The organism is Dactylosporangium sp. CA-092794 (genome assembly GCF_050948465.1).
In the GTDB taxonomy this organism is placed as follows: domain Bacteria; phylum Actinomycetota; class Actinomycetes; order Mycobacteriales; family Micromonosporaceae; genus Dactylosporangium.
Window position 1 is genome coordinate 6759020 of sequence record NZ_CP192044.1, and the last position, 15713, is coordinate 6774732.

Annotated in this window: 18 protein-coding genes; 10 read left to right on the forward strand and 8 right to left on the reverse strand. The window is 73.3% G+C overall.

The annotated features are described in order from the left end of the window. Nucleotides 1–248: 248 nt before the first annotated feature. The 4 genes from ACQPXD_RS28625 to ACQPXD_RS28640 form a co-directional block, all read right to left on the reverse strand. On the reverse strand, nt 249–1607 hold the full coding sequence (locus ACQPXD_RS28625) for an IS110 family transposase (RefSeq protein WP_432824405.1): 1359 nt from the start codon (nt 1605–1607) through the stop codon (nt 249–251). Nucleotides 1608–2121: 514 nt separating this feature from the next. Further along, complete coding sequence (locus tag ACQPXD_RS28630; RefSeq protein ID WP_432824406.1) at nt 2122–3447, reverse strand: GNAT family N-acetyltransferase; 1326 nt, start codon at nt 3445–3447, stop codon at nt 2122–2124. 74 nt (nt 3448–3521) lie between these two features. Next, complete coding sequence (locus ACQPXD_RS28635) at nt 3522–3644, reverse strand: hypothetical protein (protein WP_432824407.1); 123 nt, start codon at nt 3642–3644, stop codon at nt 3522–3524. Further along, the gene (locus tag ACQPXD_RS28640; protein ID WP_432824408.1) at nt 3641–4717 is read right to left on the reverse strand and encodes a helix-turn-helix transcriptional regulator; all 1077 of its coding nucleotides are present in this window, start codon (nt 4715–4717) and stop codon (nt 3641–3643) included. Before ACQPXD_RS28640 ends, ACQPXD_RS28635 begins: the two co-directional genes overlap by 4 nt. A 64-nt stretch (nt 4718–4781) precedes the next feature. Here ACQPXD_RS28640 and ACQPXD_RS28645 point away from each other — a divergent pair, with 64 nt between their 5' ends. Continuing rightward, the gene (locus ACQPXD_RS28645; RefSeq protein ID WP_432824409.1) at nt 4782–4988 is read left to right on the forward strand and encodes a hypothetical protein; all 207 of its coding nucleotides are present in this window, start codon (nt 4782–4784) and stop codon (nt 4986–4988) included. Between the two features lie 15 nt (nt 4989–5003). Beyond that, complete coding sequence (locus ACQPXD_RS28650; protein ID WP_432824410.1) at nt 5004–5636, forward strand: DNA-3-methyladenine glycosylase family protein; 633 nt, start codon at nt 5004–5006, stop codon at nt 5634–5636. 55 nt (nt 5637–5691) lie between these two features. On the opposite strand, the gene ACQPXD_RS28655 is transcribed toward ACQPXD_RS28650, so the two are convergent. Further along, complete coding sequence (locus ACQPXD_RS28655) at nt 5692–6549, reverse strand: flagellin (RefSeq protein WP_432824411.1); 858 nt, start codon at nt 6547–6549, stop codon at nt 5692–5694. A gap of 215 nt (nt 6550–6764) precedes the next feature. Here ACQPXD_RS28655 and ACQPXD_RS28660 point away from each other — a divergent pair, with 215 nt between their 5' ends. After that, the gene (locus ACQPXD_RS28660) at nt 6765–6953 is read left to right on the forward strand and encodes a hypothetical protein (protein WP_432824412.1); all 189 of its coding nucleotides are present in this window, start codon (nt 6765–6767) and stop codon (nt 6951–6953) included. Between the two features lie 24 nt (nt 6954–6977). Here the strand turns inward: ACQPXD_RS28660 and ACQPXD_RS28665 are convergent, their stop codons facing one another. After that, the gene (locus ACQPXD_RS28665) at nt 6978–7346 is read right to left on the reverse strand and encodes a VOC family protein (RefSeq protein ID WP_432824413.1); all 369 of its coding nucleotides are present in this window, start codon (nt 7344–7346) and stop codon (nt 6978–6980) included. Beyond that, nucleotides 7343–7933 (reverse strand): adenylate kinase, encoded by a 591-nt coding sequence (locus ACQPXD_RS28670; protein WP_432824414.1) that lies wholly within the window; start codon nt 7931–7933, stop codon nt 7343–7345. Before ACQPXD_RS28670 ends, ACQPXD_RS28665 begins: the two co-directional genes overlap by 4 nt. Nucleotides 7934–8192: 259 nt before the next feature. Between ACQPXD_RS28670 and ACQPXD_RS28675 the strand changes: the two genes are divergently transcribed. After that, the gene (locus ACQPXD_RS28675; protein WP_432824415.1) at nt 8193–8738 is read left to right on the forward strand and encodes a peroxidase-related enzyme; all 546 of its coding nucleotides are present in this window, start codon (nt 8193–8195) and stop codon (nt 8736–8738) included. A 14-nt stretch (nt 8739–8752) separates the two neighbouring features. Here the strand turns inward: ACQPXD_RS28675 and ACQPXD_RS28680 are convergent, their stop codons facing one another. Then, a complete protein-coding gene (locus ACQPXD_RS28680; RefSeq protein WP_432824416.1) occupies nt 8753–9448 on the reverse strand; it encodes an SDR family NAD(P)-dependent oxidoreductase in 696 nt (231 codons plus the stop codon). 78 nt (nt 9449–9526) lie between these two features. Here ACQPXD_RS28680 and ACQPXD_RS28685 point away from each other — a divergent pair, with 78 nt between their 5' ends. The 6 genes from ACQPXD_RS28685 to ACQPXD_RS28710 all read left to right on the forward strand — a co-directional run bounded on the left by ACQPXD_RS28685 (nt 9527) and on the right by ACQPXD_RS28710 (nt 15704). Beyond that, nucleotides 9527–10339 (forward strand): helix-turn-helix transcriptional regulator, encoded by an 813-nt coding sequence (locus ACQPXD_RS28685; protein ID WP_432824417.1) that lies wholly within the window; start codon nt 9527–9529, stop codon nt 10337–10339. Between the two features lie 9 nt (nt 10340–10348). Then, nucleotides 10349–11950 (forward strand): Na+/H+ antiporter, encoded by a 1602-nt coding sequence (locus ACQPXD_RS28690; protein ID WP_432824418.1) that lies wholly within the window; start codon nt 10349–10351, stop codon nt 11948–11950. 113 nt (nt 11951–12063) lie between these two features. Next, nucleotides 12064–13110 carry a sulfate ABC transporter substrate-binding protein gene (locus ACQPXD_RS28695; RefSeq protein ID WP_432824419.1) on the forward strand — a complete coding sequence of 349 codons (1047 nt, stop codon included), beginning with the start codon at nt 12064–12066 and terminating at the stop codon, nt 13108–13110. After that, complete coding sequence (cysT, locus tag ACQPXD_RS28700) at nt 13110–13964, forward strand: sulfate ABC transporter permease subunit CysT (RefSeq protein ID WP_432824420.1); 855 nt, start codon at nt 13110–13112, stop codon at nt 13962–13964. The genes ACQPXD_RS28695 and cysT overlap by 1 nt, the downstream gene beginning before the upstream one ends. Next, the gene (locus ACQPXD_RS28705) at nt 13957–14745 is read left to right on the forward strand and encodes a sulfate ABC transporter permease subunit (protein WP_432824421.1); all 789 of its coding nucleotides are present in this window, start codon (nt 13957–13959) and stop codon (nt 14743–14745) included. The genes cysT and ACQPXD_RS28705 overlap by 8 nt, the downstream gene beginning before the upstream one ends. After that, nucleotides 14745–15704: a sulfate/molybdate ABC transporter ATP-binding protein gene (locus tag ACQPXD_RS28710; RefSeq protein WP_432824422.1), complete on the forward strand. Its 960-nt coding sequence runs from the start codon at nt 14745–14747 to the stop codon at nt 15702–15704. The genes ACQPXD_RS28705 and ACQPXD_RS28710 overlap by 1 nt, the downstream gene beginning before the upstream one ends. The last annotated feature ends 9 nt before the right edge of the window (nt 15705–15713 follow it).

Below are 15713 nucleotides of genomic sequence, written 5' to 3' on the forward strand. Positions count from 1 at the left end.
TCAGGAGCAAAAGCACGAGCATCAGATGCATGACTCGGGCCGCGTCACATACAGACCGTCGCTCCCGCCAGACACCGGTCGGCGCTGGCGCGCCTCCCTGCCAGGCCCGCGGCGCCAAGGGCAACCGATAAGTCGGGCGCTCCGCGCCACGACTGACCGGAAAATGACCTCAACCACTGCGGGCCTGGGCGTGTGGGATCGGCCCGGGATCCTCTCGGGGGTCCGGGCGGTGGGTGTTCGGTTTCGAGCTAGGCGGCGGGTTGCAGGGTGACGGTGTGGCCGAGGGCTTCGAGTTGGCGGATGAGGTTGCGGATCTTGCGGTCGGTGTTGACGCGGGTGGTGTGGTAGTCGGGGCCGAGGTCGTGGTAGCGGGCGGTGGGGTCGGCCAGGAGGTGCCAGACGATGACGAGGATGGAGCGGGCGACGGCGACGAGGGCTCGGCGTTTGCCGCGGCGTTTGACGATGCGGCGGTAGCGTTCGCCGAGGAAGGTGTGGGTTTTGGCGGCTGCGGCGGCGGCTTCGCCGAGGAGTCCTTTGAGGTAGGGGTTGCCTTTGCCGGTCCGGCCTGTGGTGTGGGTGGCCCCGGACTGGATGGTGCGGGGACACAGTTTGCTCCACGAGGCCAGGTGGCCGGGGGTGGGGAAGCGGGTCATGTCCAGGCCGATCTCGGCCAGGATGATCTGCGCCCCGCGGGGGCCGATGCCGGGGATCTCGACCAGCCGGTCCAGGGCACCCAGCCCGGCAGGGGCGGCCTGGCCGGGGCTGCCCGCGGGACTGTCGTGGCTGTCGTGGCTGTCGGGGCTGGCCGGGGTCGGGATCGCGGCGATCAGTTCCTCGATCCGGGTGGTGAGGGTTTCGATCTGCCGGTCGAGTGCGTCGATCTGGTCGAGCAGGATCCGGGCCAGCTCGCCGTGGTGGTCGTCGAACCGGCCGGTCAGCGCCTCGATCAGGGCGGCGTGCCGGGCCTTCATCTTGCCCCGGGCCAGCCCGGCCAAGGTCTGCGGGTCGCGTTCACCGGCGATCAGCGCCTCGAACATGTCCCGGGTCGACAGCGTGTCCAGTCTGCTGGCCACCGACGACACCTTGATCAGCGCGTCTTCGAGGAGCTTTTCCAGGCGCTGCCAGTGCCGGGTCCGTTCCTGGGTCAGGTCGATCCGCATCCGGGTGTAGTCCCGCAACACCCGGATCTCGCCGGGCGGCACGAACGAGGGCCGCAACAGCCCCTTCTCGGTCAGCTTGGCCAGCCACACCGCATCCAGCTTGTCGGTCTTGGGCCGGCCCGGCACGTTCTTCACGTCCCGGGCGTTGACCAGCTGCACGTCCAGCCCGGCCGCTTCCAGCAGATAGCACCAGATCCGCCAGTAGTCCGACGTCGACTCGACGGTCACCTTCTCAATCCCCGACCCCACCAGCTGGCCGGCGAGCTCGGCGACCGCCCGGGTGGTGGCCGGCACGTCCCACACCCGGCTGACCCGCCGGCCCGCTACGCCCGGGCCCGGCAGCCGGGTACACACCTTCCCGAACTCTTTGGCCACATCGATCGCGCAGACCCGCTCCACGAGCTGCTCGTACTCCTGATCGGCAATCTCTTCGGGCTCGTCGATCACCGCGGCCAGTCCTCCATCACCAGTACCGAGGGCAACAATGGCGGGCCGCCCGGGGGCCACGGTCGGGAACCGAAATGCTGACCGGCGTGCTCAAGGCAACAGTGCGTGACCCTTCAGGGTCGGGCCCCGACGTCAAACTTATCGACGGGCTCCTACGTCCCAGGTAACGGACCGACGTCAGCGGGCAACCCGGCACCATCCTCCCGCGGGCCGACCTACCAGACCGGCGACGGCGCGCAACCCGCCCCCGTTTTCACGCCTGCGCGGCGTCACCCGAAGGGACAGGAAAACTTATCGGATTTTTCGCCCGGCGCACCATATGTCGGATTCGTTGACCGAATGTCTCCGTGATCATGCCGTAGTCGCCGCCGCACCACGAGTTTTTCATGATCGCGGAAGAATTCTGTACACCTGAGTACATGGACCTTCCACGATCATGAGAAACGCCGCCGCACGCCGCGGGAGCCGCATGATCACGGAGAGATTCGTTCGCTGTCGCGGAGCGCAAGGCGGCTCAGGGGCGCCAGATCACGGCCTCCATCTCGCGGGTGCGCTCGTTGAACCGGCCGTCCGGCGCGGCGTCAGCGAGGAGCTTGCGCAGGTCGGCCTCGAACGCCGGGCGCCGCTCGCCGAACAGGTGCGGCGTCGCGTACGACAACGAGAACACCGAAGCGACCAGCTCATCCGTGCCACGCTCCACCACCGCGCCGGGCACGACGATCCGCTGCGGGCCGCGGTAGCCGACGGCCCGCATGACGTCCTCCTCCCCGCCCGGGGTCCCGGCGGGCAGCGTGCCGCGCCCGGCCCGGCGCACCGGCCCGAGGTAGGCCCGGACCAGATCCTCGACCTCGTCCCACGGCGGCCGGGGCAGCGGCAGCGGGTCATCGCCCGGCTCCCCGCGGTGCGTGGTAGCGCCCACGTGCACCCAGGCGCCGCCCGGCTCGATCATGTTGCGGACGTTCCGCGCCACCAGCGGCTGATCCATCCAGTGGAACGACTGGGCGAAGGCGACGACCCGGAACGTGCCCAGCCCGGCCGGCAGCTCCTCGGCCCGCAGCACCTGCCACTCGAGCTCCGGCGCCCGGCGGGCCGCCTCGGCGATCATGCCGCGGTCGGCGTCGACCCCCACGGCGGCGGCGAAGTGCGGGGCGAGCAGCCGGGTCAGCGACCCCGGGCCGCAGCCCACGTCGAGCAGCCGGCCGGTGCCGTCCAGGCCCAGCGCGTCGCGCAGCTGCGCACCGAGCCGCGCCGGGTACGGCAGCCGGCCGGCGTCGTAATGCTCGGCGCTGCCCAGGAACAGCGTCTCGTCCCACTCCCAGCCGAGCTTCTTGGTGAGCGTCTCGAACGCGAGGTCCGGCCGGAGGGGCAGGCCGAAGCGCTCGTCGCCGTAGGGGAACGCCGACAGCTCGCCGGTGCGCACGTAGCCGCGCCGCTCGTACCAGGCGATCAGCTCCGCGCGCTGCACGATGACGGTCATCCGCAGCTCCGCGGCGCCCCACTCGTCGCGGGCGTAGCGCTCGGCCTCGGCGAGCACGGCCCGGCCGGCGCCACCCGCCTGCCGGGCCGGGTCGACGGCGAACATGCCGAAGTAGGCGTACCCGTCGCGGCGCTCCAGCTGGCAGCAGGCGACCGGGACGCCGCCGTCCTCGGCCACCAGCACCACGCCGTCCGGGCCGGCGATCGCGGCGGCGACCATCCCGGGGTCGGTCCGCTGCCCGTCGAGCAGGTCGGCCTCGGTGGTCCAGCCGGCCCGGCTGCGCTCGCCGCGGTACGCCGACTGGACCAGGTCGACCAGCGCGTCGACGTCGCCGGCCCGGGCGGTGCGAAAACTCAGCTGCATCGCCCCATCATGCCGGGCGGGGCCGGCCCGGCGGCCGGGCCCCGCCGCCGGCCGGGCGACGACATCAGCGGACGTCAGCGGCCGAGGCGCGCGTACCGCCCGCCCGGCTCCACGGCCCGGATCTGCAGGTGCGGGCTCTTCGGCTTGTCCTCGCGCTCCCACCGGTCGAGACCGGCCCATAACACTCCGTAGCTCATGCCGAACCAGAGCGCTCCGGCGGCGGCGCTGATACGTCGGTCACCGCGTAGTGGGCGGCGACCTCGAGGGCCGCGGCCCGCAGCGCGGCGCGAACCGGGGCGGGCGCCAGCACCTCGATCCGGGTGCCGAGGCCGAGCAGGCTGCCGACCGCGTGCTCGACCCCGTTGAACGTCAACTCCAGGTCGGTGCCGGCCGGCGGCGCGGCGTCGGGCCGCGTCCGCGCCGCGTCCGGGCTCGGTCGTCGGGGGTCGGGCTCCCCGATCGGGCCCGGGCTGAAGGTGGGAGGCCAGGCCTGCGCGGCCGGGTCGCGCAGGTGGCGGGCCAGCACGCGGCGGGCCATGGGGGCCGTGTCCGGGCGGGCCCGCACCAGCACGGCCAGGCCGCGGGGGCGCCGCTCGACCCCGGCGCGCAGCCGCGACCAGGCGGCGGCGAGGTCGAACCCGGCCGGGCGGGCGGCCGGCTCCGGGCACACGGCGCAGGCCTCGACCCGGGCGACCCGCAGCAGGGCCGGCTCGGCGGTCACCAAATACCACACCCCCGCCTTGGCGACCAGGCCCGCCGGGTCCACCAGGCGGTCGTGCGGCTCGCCCTCGCTGTCGCGGTACCGCAGCCGCAACCGCCGGCCCCGCAGGAGCCCCTCGTGGATGGCCGGCAGGTGCGGGACCGGCTCGCCGGAACGCATCCACGGATCGACGTCGACGAGCACGTGGCTGCGCCCCTCGGCCAGCCCGCCGCGCAGCGCCCGGCCGCCCGCGCCGGTGAGCTTCTCCAGGGCCGTGTCCAGGGCGTCGCCGAGGCCGAGGTCCCCGGCCAGCCGGGACTGGCCGACCGCGAGGCCGGCGCCCTCGGCCCGGCTCAGGTGGGCCAGGCCCGCCCGGTAGCCGTCCAGCAGCCGGATCCCGCCGCCCCGGCCGCGCTCGGTGTAGACCGGGACGCCGGCCGCGCTGAGCGCCTCGACGTCGCGCAGCACCGTGCGGGTCGACACGCCGAGCCGCTCGGCGAGCTCGGGCGCGGCCGCCGCGGGCCGGGCCTGCAGGAGCAGCACGAGGGACAGGAGGCGGTCGCCGCGCATGATCCGACGGTACCGCCGAAAACACGACAACGGATGTCGTGTTCTGTCCGCGACGCTGTCCGGCATGCACACGACACCCATCGCGGGGCCTTACGACATGGCCCGGCAGAACGAGTACTTCGGCGGCTGGGTCCGGCCGTTCGGCGATCCGCGGGCGATCCTCATGGCGTTCCCGGTCGAGGGCTGGGCGCACTCGGCCGCGGTGCTGGTCCGCCAGGACGGCGCCACGGTGACCGGGCAGGTGCACGGCCCGGCCGGCGCGGCGGCGTAGCGGCAGGCGCTCGCGGTGCTGTCGCTGGACGAGGACGGCACCGGCTACCCGGCGGTCGGTGACCGCGACCCGGTCATCGGCGCGCTGCAGCGCGAGCACGCCTACCTGCGCCCGGTGCTGTTCCACTCGCCGTACGAGGCGGCCTGCGCCTTCGTCATCGGCCACCGGATCCGCATCGAGCAGGGCCGGGCCATCCGGGCCCGGATCGCCCGCGCGCACGGCGAGACGTTCGAGGTGGCCGGCACGACCGTGCACGCGTTCCCGGCCCCGCAGGTGCTGCGCCGGCTGGACGCGCTGCCCGGCGTCGACGCGGAGAAGACGGCCCGGCTGCACGGCATCGCCGACGCCGCCCTCGACGGCCGCCTCGACCGGGCCCGGCTGCGGGCCCTGCCGGCCGCCGAGGCTCGGGCCGAGGTGAAGCGGCTGCGCGGGGTCGGCGACTTCTTCGCCGCCGGGATCGTGCTGCGCGGCGCCGGGCGGGCCGACGCGCTGCCCGGCGACGAGGTCACCCGGGCCGGGATCCGGCGCGTCTACGGGCTGCCCCGCGACCCCACCGACGCCGAGGTGGCCCGGCTGGCCGAGCCGTGGGCGCCCTACCGGATGTGGTGCTCGGTGCTGGTCCACGCCACCGAGCGCCGGGCCCGGTGACGCCGCGGCGGGGAGCGGACCGCGCTGTCCGCTCCCCGCGCGCCCACCCGCCGGGTCAGCGCAGGAGCGACAGCACGTTCTGCGGCGCCTGGTTGGCCTGGGCCAGCATCGACGTGCCGGCCTGGGTGAGAATCTGTGAGCGGGTGTACTCCACCATCTCCTGCGCCATGTCCGTGTCCCGGATCCGCGACTCCGACGCGGACAGGTTCTCCACGGCGACGTTGAGGTTGTTGATGGTGTGCTCGAACCGGTTCTGGTAGGCACCGAGCGTCGCCCGGGCCGTCGACACGCCCTTGATGGCGGTGTCGATGGCATCGATCGCGGCGGTACCGGACGTGCTCAGGTCGATGCTGCCCAGGCCCAGCCCGGCCGCGTCGAAGCCGGAGACCGTCGAGCCGCTGCCGAACACGCCCGAGCCGAGGCTGATCGTGATCTGATCGGCCGCGGCGGTGTTCGCGCCCACCTGGAAGGTGCCCAGGTAGCTGTTGGAGGTGTCGAGCAGCTTCTGCCCGCCGAAGCTGGTCGTCGTGGCGATCCGGTCCAGCTCGGAGCTCAGCTGGGAGAACTCGGTCTGCGCCGCGGCCCGGGCGTCGGAGTCCTGCGAACCGGTCGAGGCCGCCTGCACCGACAGGTCGCGCATGCGCTGCAGGATCGAGTGGGTCTCGGTGAGCGCGCCTTCTGCCGTCTGTACCACCGAAATGCCGTCCTGGGCATTGCGCACGGCGACCTTCAGCCCACCGATCTGCGAGCGCAGCCCCTCGCTGATGGACAGCCCGGCCGCGTCGTCCGCGGCCCGGTTGATCCGGTAGCCCGACGACAGCTTCTCCAGCGACTTGCTCATCTGCGTGTCGGTGATCGACAGGTTCCGGTAGGCGTTCTGCGCGGCGATGTTGTTGTTGATGCGAAGACCCACGGTGTCCTCCTTGGAATCGGGCCGGACGACGGCCGTCCCTGGCCGCCGCGTGCCCCCGACATCGCCCCGCCGACCCGCCGCCTGAGCGGTTCGCCGGCGGGCCGCGGCTTTCTGACCGGTCGGTGTCCACCGGCCGGGCATCCGCCGGTGCGGTAAGGGAGCCGTAAGGATCGGGGCCGTTGCGGACCGGTCCGCGGACCGGAAGGCTGAGGGCCATGCGATGGGTTTACGTCATCGTCGGCGTCCTGCTGCTCCTGGCCGGCGCCGTCTGGACGCTGCAGGGCCTCAACGTGCTCGGCGGCAGCGCGATGAGCGGCGTGACGCTGTGGGCGATCGTCGGCCCGGTTGTCGTCGTGGTCGGGCTGATCCTGCTGATCAACGGCGTGCGCAAGTTCCGCACCTGACCGCGGTCGGCCGGGCTGGGCCGGCTACTCCGGGCGCTGCTCGACCAGGACGACGAGGTTGCCCTCGCTGTCCTCCACGGCCGCCTGCCACTCCGCCGTGCCGGCCGGGCCGAGGGTGTCGTCGGTGTGGCGGAAGATGACGTGCGGCTCGGAGCGCACCGGCAGCCCGGCCGCGCGCAGCCGCTCCAGCTCGGCGGCGACGTCGGCGACGGACAGGTAGAGCAGCGCGGGCGGCGCACCCCGCTCCAGCATCAGCCGGACCCCGTCGAGGTCGAAGAAGACCAGGCCGGGCGGGTCGTAGGTGGCCCGCGGCTCGGCGCCCAGCAGCAGGGCGTAACACCGGGTGGCGCGCTCGAGGTCCTCGGCCCGCTGCGCGATCTGCACCAGCCTCATCCGCGCAGTATGTCAGCCGCGCGCCGGTCCAGGGCGGCGATGATGTCGCGGCTGACCGCCTCGACCGGGCGCATCGCGTCGACGGTGAGCAGGATGCGCCGCCGGGCGTAGAACGTCAGCACCGGCTGGGTGACCTCCCGGTAGAGCTTCAGCCGCTGGCGGATCACCGACTCGGTGTCGTCGGCGCGGTGCTCGATCTCGGCCCGCTTGAGCAGCCGGTGGACCAATTCGTCGTCGTCGGCGCGCAGGTGCAGCGCCACGTCGGCGGTCATCGAGATCTCCCGGGCGATACGGTACGCGGCCAGGGCCTGCGCCATGGTGCGCGGGATACCGTCGAGCACGTAGCCGCCGCCGGCCGCCTTGGCCGCGAGCAGTCCCTGCCGCATCAGCTCCAGCACGATCCGGTCGGGGACCAGGTCGCCGCGGTCCAGCGCGGCCCGGACCTGCCGCCCGAGCTCCGTGCCCTCGGCGACGTTGCGGCGCAGCAGGTCGCCGATGGCCACGTGGGGCACGCGGAAGTGTTCGGCGATGACCGCACCCTGCGTCCCCTTGCCGGCGCCCGGTGGCGCAACCATCAGCACTCGCACGCGCCCCACGCTACATGTGGCCGCCTCCACCCACGGCGCCCGCATGTGGCAGCCCCGTATGGCAGCCGCGGCATCACGGCCGCCCTGGTTCGCCGGCGACGCAGGGGCGCCGACAGGCCGCCGGGCTGCGCGCGGCCCACGTGCTCGTGCCGCGCGGGCCGGGCAGCGAACCACCACGATCACGGGCCGGCAACGCGTCGGGCCAACATGGGCAGTGATGCCCATGCGGGGCGGCGGAGCGGCGGAATAGCGTCGGCGCATGTCGTATCTGGAGCCGCCGGACGAGTCCGACCCGGACGTCGCCCGCCTGTACGAAGCCGACCGCGACAAGCTCGGCTACGTCGCCAACTACACCCGCGCCCTGGCGCTGCGCCCGGCGGCGATCGACGCCTGGGCGGCGCTGAACGGGGCCGTGAAGTCGGCCATGGACCTGCGCCGCTACGAGCTGGCCACGCTCGCCGCCGCGCGCCGCCTGGAGTCGGAGTACTGCACGCTCGCCCACGCCGCGGTCCTGCGGGAGCGCTTCTACGACGCCGAGACCACCGCGCGCCTCGCCGCCGACCACCACGGCGCCGGGCTGAGCGCGGCCGACGCGGCGGTGATGGACTTCGCGGGCAAGGTCGCCGCGGCGCCCAACGCCGTCGCCGCCGCCGACGTGGCGGCGCTGCGCGGGCACGGGCTGAGCGACACCGAGATCCTCGACGTGGCGCTCACCGCCGCCGCCCGCTGCTTCTTCAGCACCCTCGTCGCGGCCGTCGGCGCCGAGCCGGACGGGGCGCTGCGGGCGGCTCGGACCTCGTCGTAATCGGGCGGGCGGCGCTACCAGGGCACCGGCGTGCCGTCCCAGGAGTGGAACCCGCCGGTCGGCCCGTCCTCGCCGAGCAGGGCCAGGCGCACCGCGCCGGCCGCGCCCTCGGCCGGGTCGCCGTCGCTGGCCGCGGCCCGCGGGTGCAGGCCGGTGTGGCGCAGGCCGGGCGCGAGGGCGTTGACCTTGAACCCGTCGGCGGCCAGCGTGGCGGCGTAGTACACCGTCAGGGCATTGAGGGCGGCCTTCGACGAGCGGTAGGCGGCGCCGCTGCCCGGGCGGCCCGCGGCCTGGGCCAGCGAGGCGGTACCGCTGGAGATGTTGACGATCCGCGGGTGCGCCGAGCGGCGCAGCGCGGGCAGGAACGCGTTGGTGACGGCGAGCACGGCGAACACGTTGGTCTCGTAGGTGGCGCGGAACGCCTCGACCGACGAATCGGGCGGCGCGGCGTCGTCGGGCATGATCCCGGCGTTGTTCACCAGCACGTCGAGCTCCGGCACGGCGGCCGCGGCGGCGGCGATGCCGGCCGGGTCGGTGACGTCGAGCACCAGCGGGCGGGCGCCGGCGCCGATCCGCCGCGCCGCTTCCGCGCCCCGGCCGGGATCGCGGGAGCCGACGTAGACGGTCAGGCCCGCGTCGGCGAGCTGCTTGGCGATGTGCCAGCCGATGCCCTTGTTGGCACCGGTCACCAAGGCCGTGGAAAGGTTCATGGGGACAGCCTCGCCGCGGCCGGCGGGGCGGATCCAGGCACAACGGATGCCTGGCTGAGCACGGACGGGGTGACGCGGATGGCCCGGGCGGAGCTGGGACGCTTCCTGCGCGACCGCCGGGAGGCGCTGCGCCCGGCCGACGTCGGCCTGCCGGCCGGGCCGCGGCGGCGCACCCCGGGGCTGCGCCGGGAGGAGGTGGCGGGGCTGGCGAGCATGTCGGTGGAGTACTACGCCCGCCTCGAGCAGGCCCGCGCCCCGCAGCCGTCCCGGCGCATCCTCGACGCGATCACCGCGGCGCTGCGGCTCGGCCCGGCCGAGCGCGACCACCTGTTCCGGCTGGCCGGCGCGGCCCCGGCGGCGCCGCCCGGCCCGCCCCGGCGGGTCCGGCCGCACGTGGCCGACCTGCTGGGCCGGCTGCCGGAGGCGGCGGCGGTCGTGACCGCGGCGACCTACGACGTGATCGCCTGGAACCCGCTCGCCGGGGCGCTGCTGGGCGACCTGCGCGCCGAGCCGAACCTGGCCCGCCGCCGTTTCCTGGGCGCCGGGCCGCACCTCGGCGCCGGTGCCGGGGAGTTCGCCGAGGTGGCGGTGGCCCGGCTGCGCGCCGCCGCCGACCGCTACCCGGACGACCCGCGGCTCTCCTCGCTGCTCGCCGAGCTGCACGCGGGCAGCGAGGAGTTCCGGGCGGTGTGGCGCGGCAACCCGATCCGCACGCCCGGCCGGCGCACCAAGACCATCGAGCACCCCCGGCTGGGCCCGCTGCGGGTGGAGTGCGACGTGCTCGCCGTGCCCGGCGACGACCAGCAGGTCGTGTTCGTCACCGCCGCGCCGGGCTCGGCGGCGGCCCGGGCCTTGCGGGAGCTGGCCCGGGAGGGCGCCGCGCGCCCGTAAGGTCGACCAGTGGACCCTGAGACGTTGCTGCTGCTGGGGCTGTCCGCCGTGTTCGCCGTGGCGGTGGCCCGGTGGTTCGGGGACCGCACCGGTCTGCCCACGGCCGCGGTCCTGCCCCTGATCGGCATCGGCTACGCGTTCGCCCCGGGGCCCAACATCGGGCTCGACCCGCACGTCGTGCTCACATTCGTGCTGCCCCCGCTGCTGTACAGCGCCGCCCTGGACTCCTCGCTGCTGGCCATCCGGGCCAACCTGCGCATCGTCATCGGCCTGTCGGTGCTGCTCGTGTTCGCCACCGCGCTGCTGGTCGGGCTGGGGTTCGGGCTGTTCGTGGCGGGCGCGACGTTCGCCGCCGGGGTGGCCGTCGGGGCCGCGGTGGCCCCGCCGGACCCGGTCGCGGCGCTGGCCGTGGGGCGCAAGGTGCGGCTGCCGCAGCGGCTGGTCACGATCATCCAGGGCGAGGGGCTGCTCAACGACGCCACCGCGCTGACCCTGCTCAACGTGGCCGTCGCCGCGGCCGTCGGCGGCAGCTTCTCGGCGCCGGTCGCGATCGGGCTGTTCCTGCTGGCCGCGGCGGGCGGCACCGCGGTCGGGGTCGCCGTGGCCTATGGGGTACGCCTGCTGCGCCCGCTCGGCCGCGACCCGCTGCTGGCCAACGCGCTCTCGCTGGCCACGCCGTTCGTCGCCTACCTGGCCGGCGAGCAGCTGCACGTCTCCGGGGTGCTCGCGGTGGTCGTGGCCGGGCTGATCATCGGGCACGACACGCCCCGCTCGGGCACCGGCGCCGGGCGGCTGCAGACCGGCGCCGTGTGGCGCCTGGTGGACTTCCTGCTCGAGGGCTTTGTCTTCCTGCTCATCGGCCAGCAGCTGCCGGCGGTGCTGCGCGGGCTCCGGCAGTACCACATCTCGACCCTCGTGATCGCCGTGGCCGTCTCGGTGGGCGTGACCCTGCTGCTGCGGCCGGTGTGGCTGGGCCTCACGCAGGCGGCGCACCTGCTGCTGCGGCGCGAGGACGAGGGCCTCGCCGCGCGCGAGATCGCGGCGCTGAGCTGGGCCGGGACGCGGGGCGTGATCAGCCTCGCGGCGGTGTTCACGCTGCCGCTGACCACGTCCGCCGGTGCGCCGTTCCCGGACCGCGACCTGCTGCTGTTCTGCACGTTCACGGTGGTGCTGGTCACCCTGGTCGGGCAGGGGCTGACGTTCGGGCCGCTGGTGCGGGCGCTCGGGCTGCGCGCCGACGAGGTCGACGAGGCGCGGCTGCGCAACGAGACCCGGGCGGCGGCCGTGCACGCCGCGCTGGACCGCCTCGACGACCTGGAGCAGGACGAGCCGGGCTCCGCCGCCCTCGTCGAGGCCGAGCGCGAGCGGCTGCAGGCCCGGCTGCGCCGCTACCGGGGCCGCCTGGAGGTGCTGCAGAGCTCGGACTCCGACGAGGTGCCGGTGTCCGAGCAGTACGAGGCCGCGGCCCGGATCCGGCGGGCGTCGATCGAGGCGCAGCGCGAGGAGCTGCTGCGCCGCCGCGACGCCGGGGCGCTGCCCGACGAGGGGCTGCGCCGGCTGGAGCGCGAGCTGGATCACGAGGAGCGGCTCCTGCCGGAGCGCCCGGCCTAACCCGCAAGGTGACGAATCCTACGCGCTGAATGGGATTGACTACTCACACCACTCTTCACTACATTACCTACTCACTAAGTAGGCAACCTAGACTTTGACACGAGGATGGCTCCGTGAAGCTGCGTACCCGCGTGTTCGCCGTCAGTGCGGCGTTACTCGTCACCGGGACCGCCCTGACCGCTTGCGCCGGCACCGCCGACAACTCATCCAACTCCGACGACAGCGGCGCGGTCACCCTCGCCCTCGTCGCATACTCCACGCCGCAGGCCGCATACGAGCAGCTCATCGCCGCGTTCCAGAAGACCGACGCGGGCAAGAAGGTCAAGTTCACCCAGTCCTACGGCGCCTCGGGCGACCAGAGCCGGTCGGTGGCCAACGGCCTCAAGGCCGACGTCGTCGCCTTCTCGCTGGAGCCGGACATCACCCGCCTGGTGACCGCCAAGCTGGTCGACCCGAGCTGGAACTCGGACCAGTACAAGGGCATGATCACCGACTCCGTCGCGGTCATCGGCACCCGTAAGGGCAACCCGAAGAACCTCAAGACGTGGGACGACCTGACCAAGCCGGGCGTGCAGGTGCTCACGCCGAACCCGTTCACCTCGGGCGGCGCGAAGTGGAACATCCTGGCCGGCTACGGCGCGAAGTCCAACAAGGGCGCCGACGCGGCGGCCGGCGCGGCCTACCTCGACGCCCTGTTCAAGAACGTGCCGGTGCAGGACAACAGCGGCCGCGCCTCGCTGCAGACCTTCACCAGCGGCAAGGGCGACGCGTTCATCTCCTACGAGAACGAGGCCCTCTTCGCGCAGAAGAACGGCCAGGCCGTCGACTACACCGTGCCCGACGACACGATCCTCATCGAGAACCCGATCGCGGTGACCACCAACAGCGCCCACCCGGCGGAGGCCAAGGCGTTCGTGGACTTCCTGCACACGCCGGAGGCGCAGAAGATCTGGGCCGAGAACGGCTACCGGCCGGTGGTCAAGGACGCCGGCGGCCGCACCTTCCCCACCCCGTCCGGCCTGTTCACCATCGGTGACCTGGGCGGCTGGTCGAAGGTGAACAAGGACCTGTTCGACCCGGGCAAGAGCGTGATGGCCACCATCGAGCAGAAGCTCGGCATCTCCACCTCGGCCGCCCCGAGCCCGGCGGCATCCAAGTAATGACCGCAACCGCCGTCAAGTCGACCGGGTCCGGCACCGCGCCGGGCCCGGTCCGGCCCGTCGCGCGCCGCCGGCCGCCGGTCGGCACGGCGCTCGGGCTGGGCACCGCCGTGCTCTACCTGAGCCTCATCGTGCTCATCCCGCTCGCCGCGGTGGTGTGGCGCTCCGCGGAGGGCGGCTGGGACACCTTCTGGGCGGCGGTGCGCACCCCGGACGCGTGGGCCGCGCTCGAGCTGACCGTCGGCGCGTCGCTGATCGTCGCGGTCGTCAACGTGGTGATGGGTACGGTCATCGCCTGGGTCCTGGTCCGGGACAACTTCCCGGGCAAGGGCATCGTCGACACGCTCATCGACCTGCCCTTCGCGCTGCCGACGATCGTGGCCGGCCTGGTGCTGCTGGCGCTCTACGGCACCAGCAGCCCGCTGCACATCAACTTCGCCTACACCCGGTTCAGCGTCGTCGTCGCCCTGCTGTTCGTGACCCTGCCGTTCGTGGTGCGCACGGTGCAGCCGGTGCTCAAGGAGCTCGACCGCGACATGGAGCAGGCCGCCTACTCGCTGGGCGCCTCGCCGTCGACCACATTCCGCCGGATCATCCTGCCCAACCTGGCCCCGGCCATGATCTCCGGCGCGGGGCTGGCGTTCACCCGGGCGATCGCCGAGTACGGCTCGATCAACCTGATCACCGGCAGCATCCCGTTCGAGACCCAGGTGTCGTCGGTGAACATCTTCGGCCGCATCGAGAGCGACGACACCACCTCGGCCGCGGCCATCTCGACCGCGCTGCTCGTCGTCGCCTTCGTCGTGCTCATCGTGCTCGACCTGTTCCAGCGCTGGAGCTCCCGCCGTGGCTAAGTACCCGCTGCGCATTCTCGCCCTGGTGTACCTGCTGTTCCTGCTCGTGCTGCCGGTGGGCCTGGTGGTCTGGCGCACCTTCGCCAAGGGCCTGCAGCCGGTCGTCGACGTGATCACGTCCGACAACTTCACCCACGCCTTCGCGGTGACCCTGTCCGTGACGGTGTGGGCGGTGCTGGCCAACACCCTGTTCGGCATCGGCGCCGCGCTGCTGCTGGTCCGCCACCGCTTCCCCGGCAAGCGCCTGCTCGGCGCGCTCATCGACCTGCCGGTGGCGGTCTCGCCGGTCGTCGTCGGCCTCGCCCTGATCCTGGTGTACGGCAAGTACGCCCCCCTCGGCGGCTGGCTCGAGCGCAACGGCCTGCAGGTCATCTTCTCGCTGCCCGGCATGGTGCTGGCCACCATCTTCGTGTCGCTGCCGCTGGTCGTGCGGGCCATCGTGCCGGTGCTGGAGGAGATGGGCGACGAGCAGGAGCAGGCCGCACACACCCTGGGCGCGAACCGCTGGCAGGCGTTCCTGCGCATCACCGTCCCCGGCATCCGCGCCGCGCTCGGCTACGGCCTGGTGCTGTGCCTGGCCCGGGCCCTGGGCGAGTACGGCGCCGTGGCCGTGGTCTCCGGCCGGTTCGTCGGGCAGACGCAGACGGCCACGCTGTTCGTCGAGGAGCGGTACCAGAACTACGACCAGACCGCGGCGTTCACCACCGCGTGCGCACTCGCCCTGATCGCGATCATCATCCTGCTCATCACCAAGCTGCTGCGGCCGAAGGAAGACGACTGATGGCCATCGAAGTCCGCGACGTCAACAAGGCTTTCGGCAAGACACCCGTCCTGCGCGACATCTCCATCGACATCGCCTCCGGCTCGCTGACCGCGCTGCTCGGCCCCAGCGGCGGCGGCAAGTCCACGCTGCTGCGGGTGATCGCCGGGCTCGAGCGGCCGGACACCGGCACCGTGCGGATCAACGAGGTCGACGCCACCCGGCTCACCCCGCAGCGGCGCAACGTGGGCTTCGTGTTCCAGCACTACGCCGCGTTCAAGCACATGACGGTGTACCGCAACGTCGCCTTCGGCCTCGAGGTCCGCCACCGCCCGAAGGCCGACATCCGCAAGCGGGTCACGGAGCTGCTCGAACTGGTCCACCTCGACCAGTTCGCCGACCGCTACCCGGCCCAGCTGTCCGGCGGCCAGCGCCAGCGCATGGCCCTGGCCCGCGCCCTCGCCCCGGAGCCGCAGGTGCTGCTGCTCGACGAGCCGTTCGGCGCCCTGGACGCCCAGGTCCGCAAGGAGCTGCGCACCTGGCTGCGCCGCCTGCACGACGAGGTCCACGTGACCACCGTCTTCGTCACCCACGACCAGGAGGAGGCGATGGACGTCGCCGACGAGATCGTGGTTCTCGCCGACAGCATCGTGCAGCAGGTCGGCAGCCCGCACACCATCTACGAGCACCCGGCCAACCCGTTCGTCATGAGCTTCCTGGGCCCGGTCACCCGGCTCGACGGCAAGCTGGTCCGCCCGCACGACGTGGCGCTGTCCCGCGACCCCGCCTCGGGCGGCACCCCGGCGACCGTCACCCGGGTGGTGCCGCTGGGCTTCGAGGTACGCATCGAGGCGAAGGCCGACGACATCGAGGTGTGGGCGCAGCTGACCCGCGCGGGCGCCAAGGCCATCGACGTCAAGCCGGGTGACGTCGTGTACTTCAGCCCGGAGACCGACGCCAGGACCCTCGCGGCCGCCTGAGCGCCACGT

What these genes read in the sequence shown, in the direction of transcription:
- ACQPXD_RS28635 (WP_432824407.1), bottom strand. Translation starts at nt 3,644, where the DNA reads ATGAGCTACGGAGTGTTATGGGCCGGTCTCGACCGGTGGGAGCGCGAG.
- ACQPXD_RS28675 (WP_432824415.1), top strand. Translation starts at nt 8,193, where the DNA reads ATGTCGTATCTGGAGCCGCCGGACGAGTCCGACCCGGACGTCGCCCGC.
- ACQPXD_RS28710 (WP_432824422.1), top strand. Translation starts at nt 14,745, where the DNA reads ATGGCCATCGAAGTCCGCGACGTCAACAAGGCTTTCGGCAAGACACCC.
- cysT (WP_432824420.1), top strand. Translation starts at nt 13,110, where the DNA reads ATGACCGCAACCGCCGTCAAGTCGACCGGGTCCGGCACCGCGCCGGGC.
- ACQPXD_RS28660 (WP_432824412.1), top strand. Translation starts at nt 6,765, where the DNA reads ATGCGATGGGTTTACGTCATCGTCGGCGTCCTGCTGCTCCTGGCCGGC.
- ACQPXD_RS28685 (WP_432824417.1), top strand. Translation starts at nt 9,527, where the DNA reads ATGGCCCGGGCGGAGCTGGGACGCTTCCTGCGCGACCGCCGGGAGGCG.
- ACQPXD_RS28640 (WP_432824408.1), bottom strand. Translation starts at nt 4,717, where the DNA reads ATGCGCGGCGACCGCCTCCTGTCCCTCGTGCTGCTCCTGCAGGCCCGG.
- ACQPXD_RS28630 (WP_432824406.1), bottom strand. Translation starts at nt 3,447, where the DNA reads ATGCAGCTGAGTTTTCGCACCGCCCGGGCCGGCGACGTCGACGCGCTG.
- ACQPXD_RS28645 (WP_432824409.1), top strand. Translation starts at nt 4,782, where the DNA reads ATGCACACGACACCCATCGCGGGGCCTTACGACATGGCCCGGCAGAAC.
- ACQPXD_RS28665 (WP_432824413.1), bottom strand. Translation starts at nt 7,346, where the DNA reads ATGAGGCTGGTGCAGATCGCGCAGCGGGCCGAGGACCTCGAGCGCGCC.
- ACQPXD_RS28680 (WP_432824416.1), bottom strand. Translation starts at nt 9,448, where the DNA reads ATGAACCTTTCCACGGCCTTGGTGACCGGTGCCAACAAGGGCATCGGC.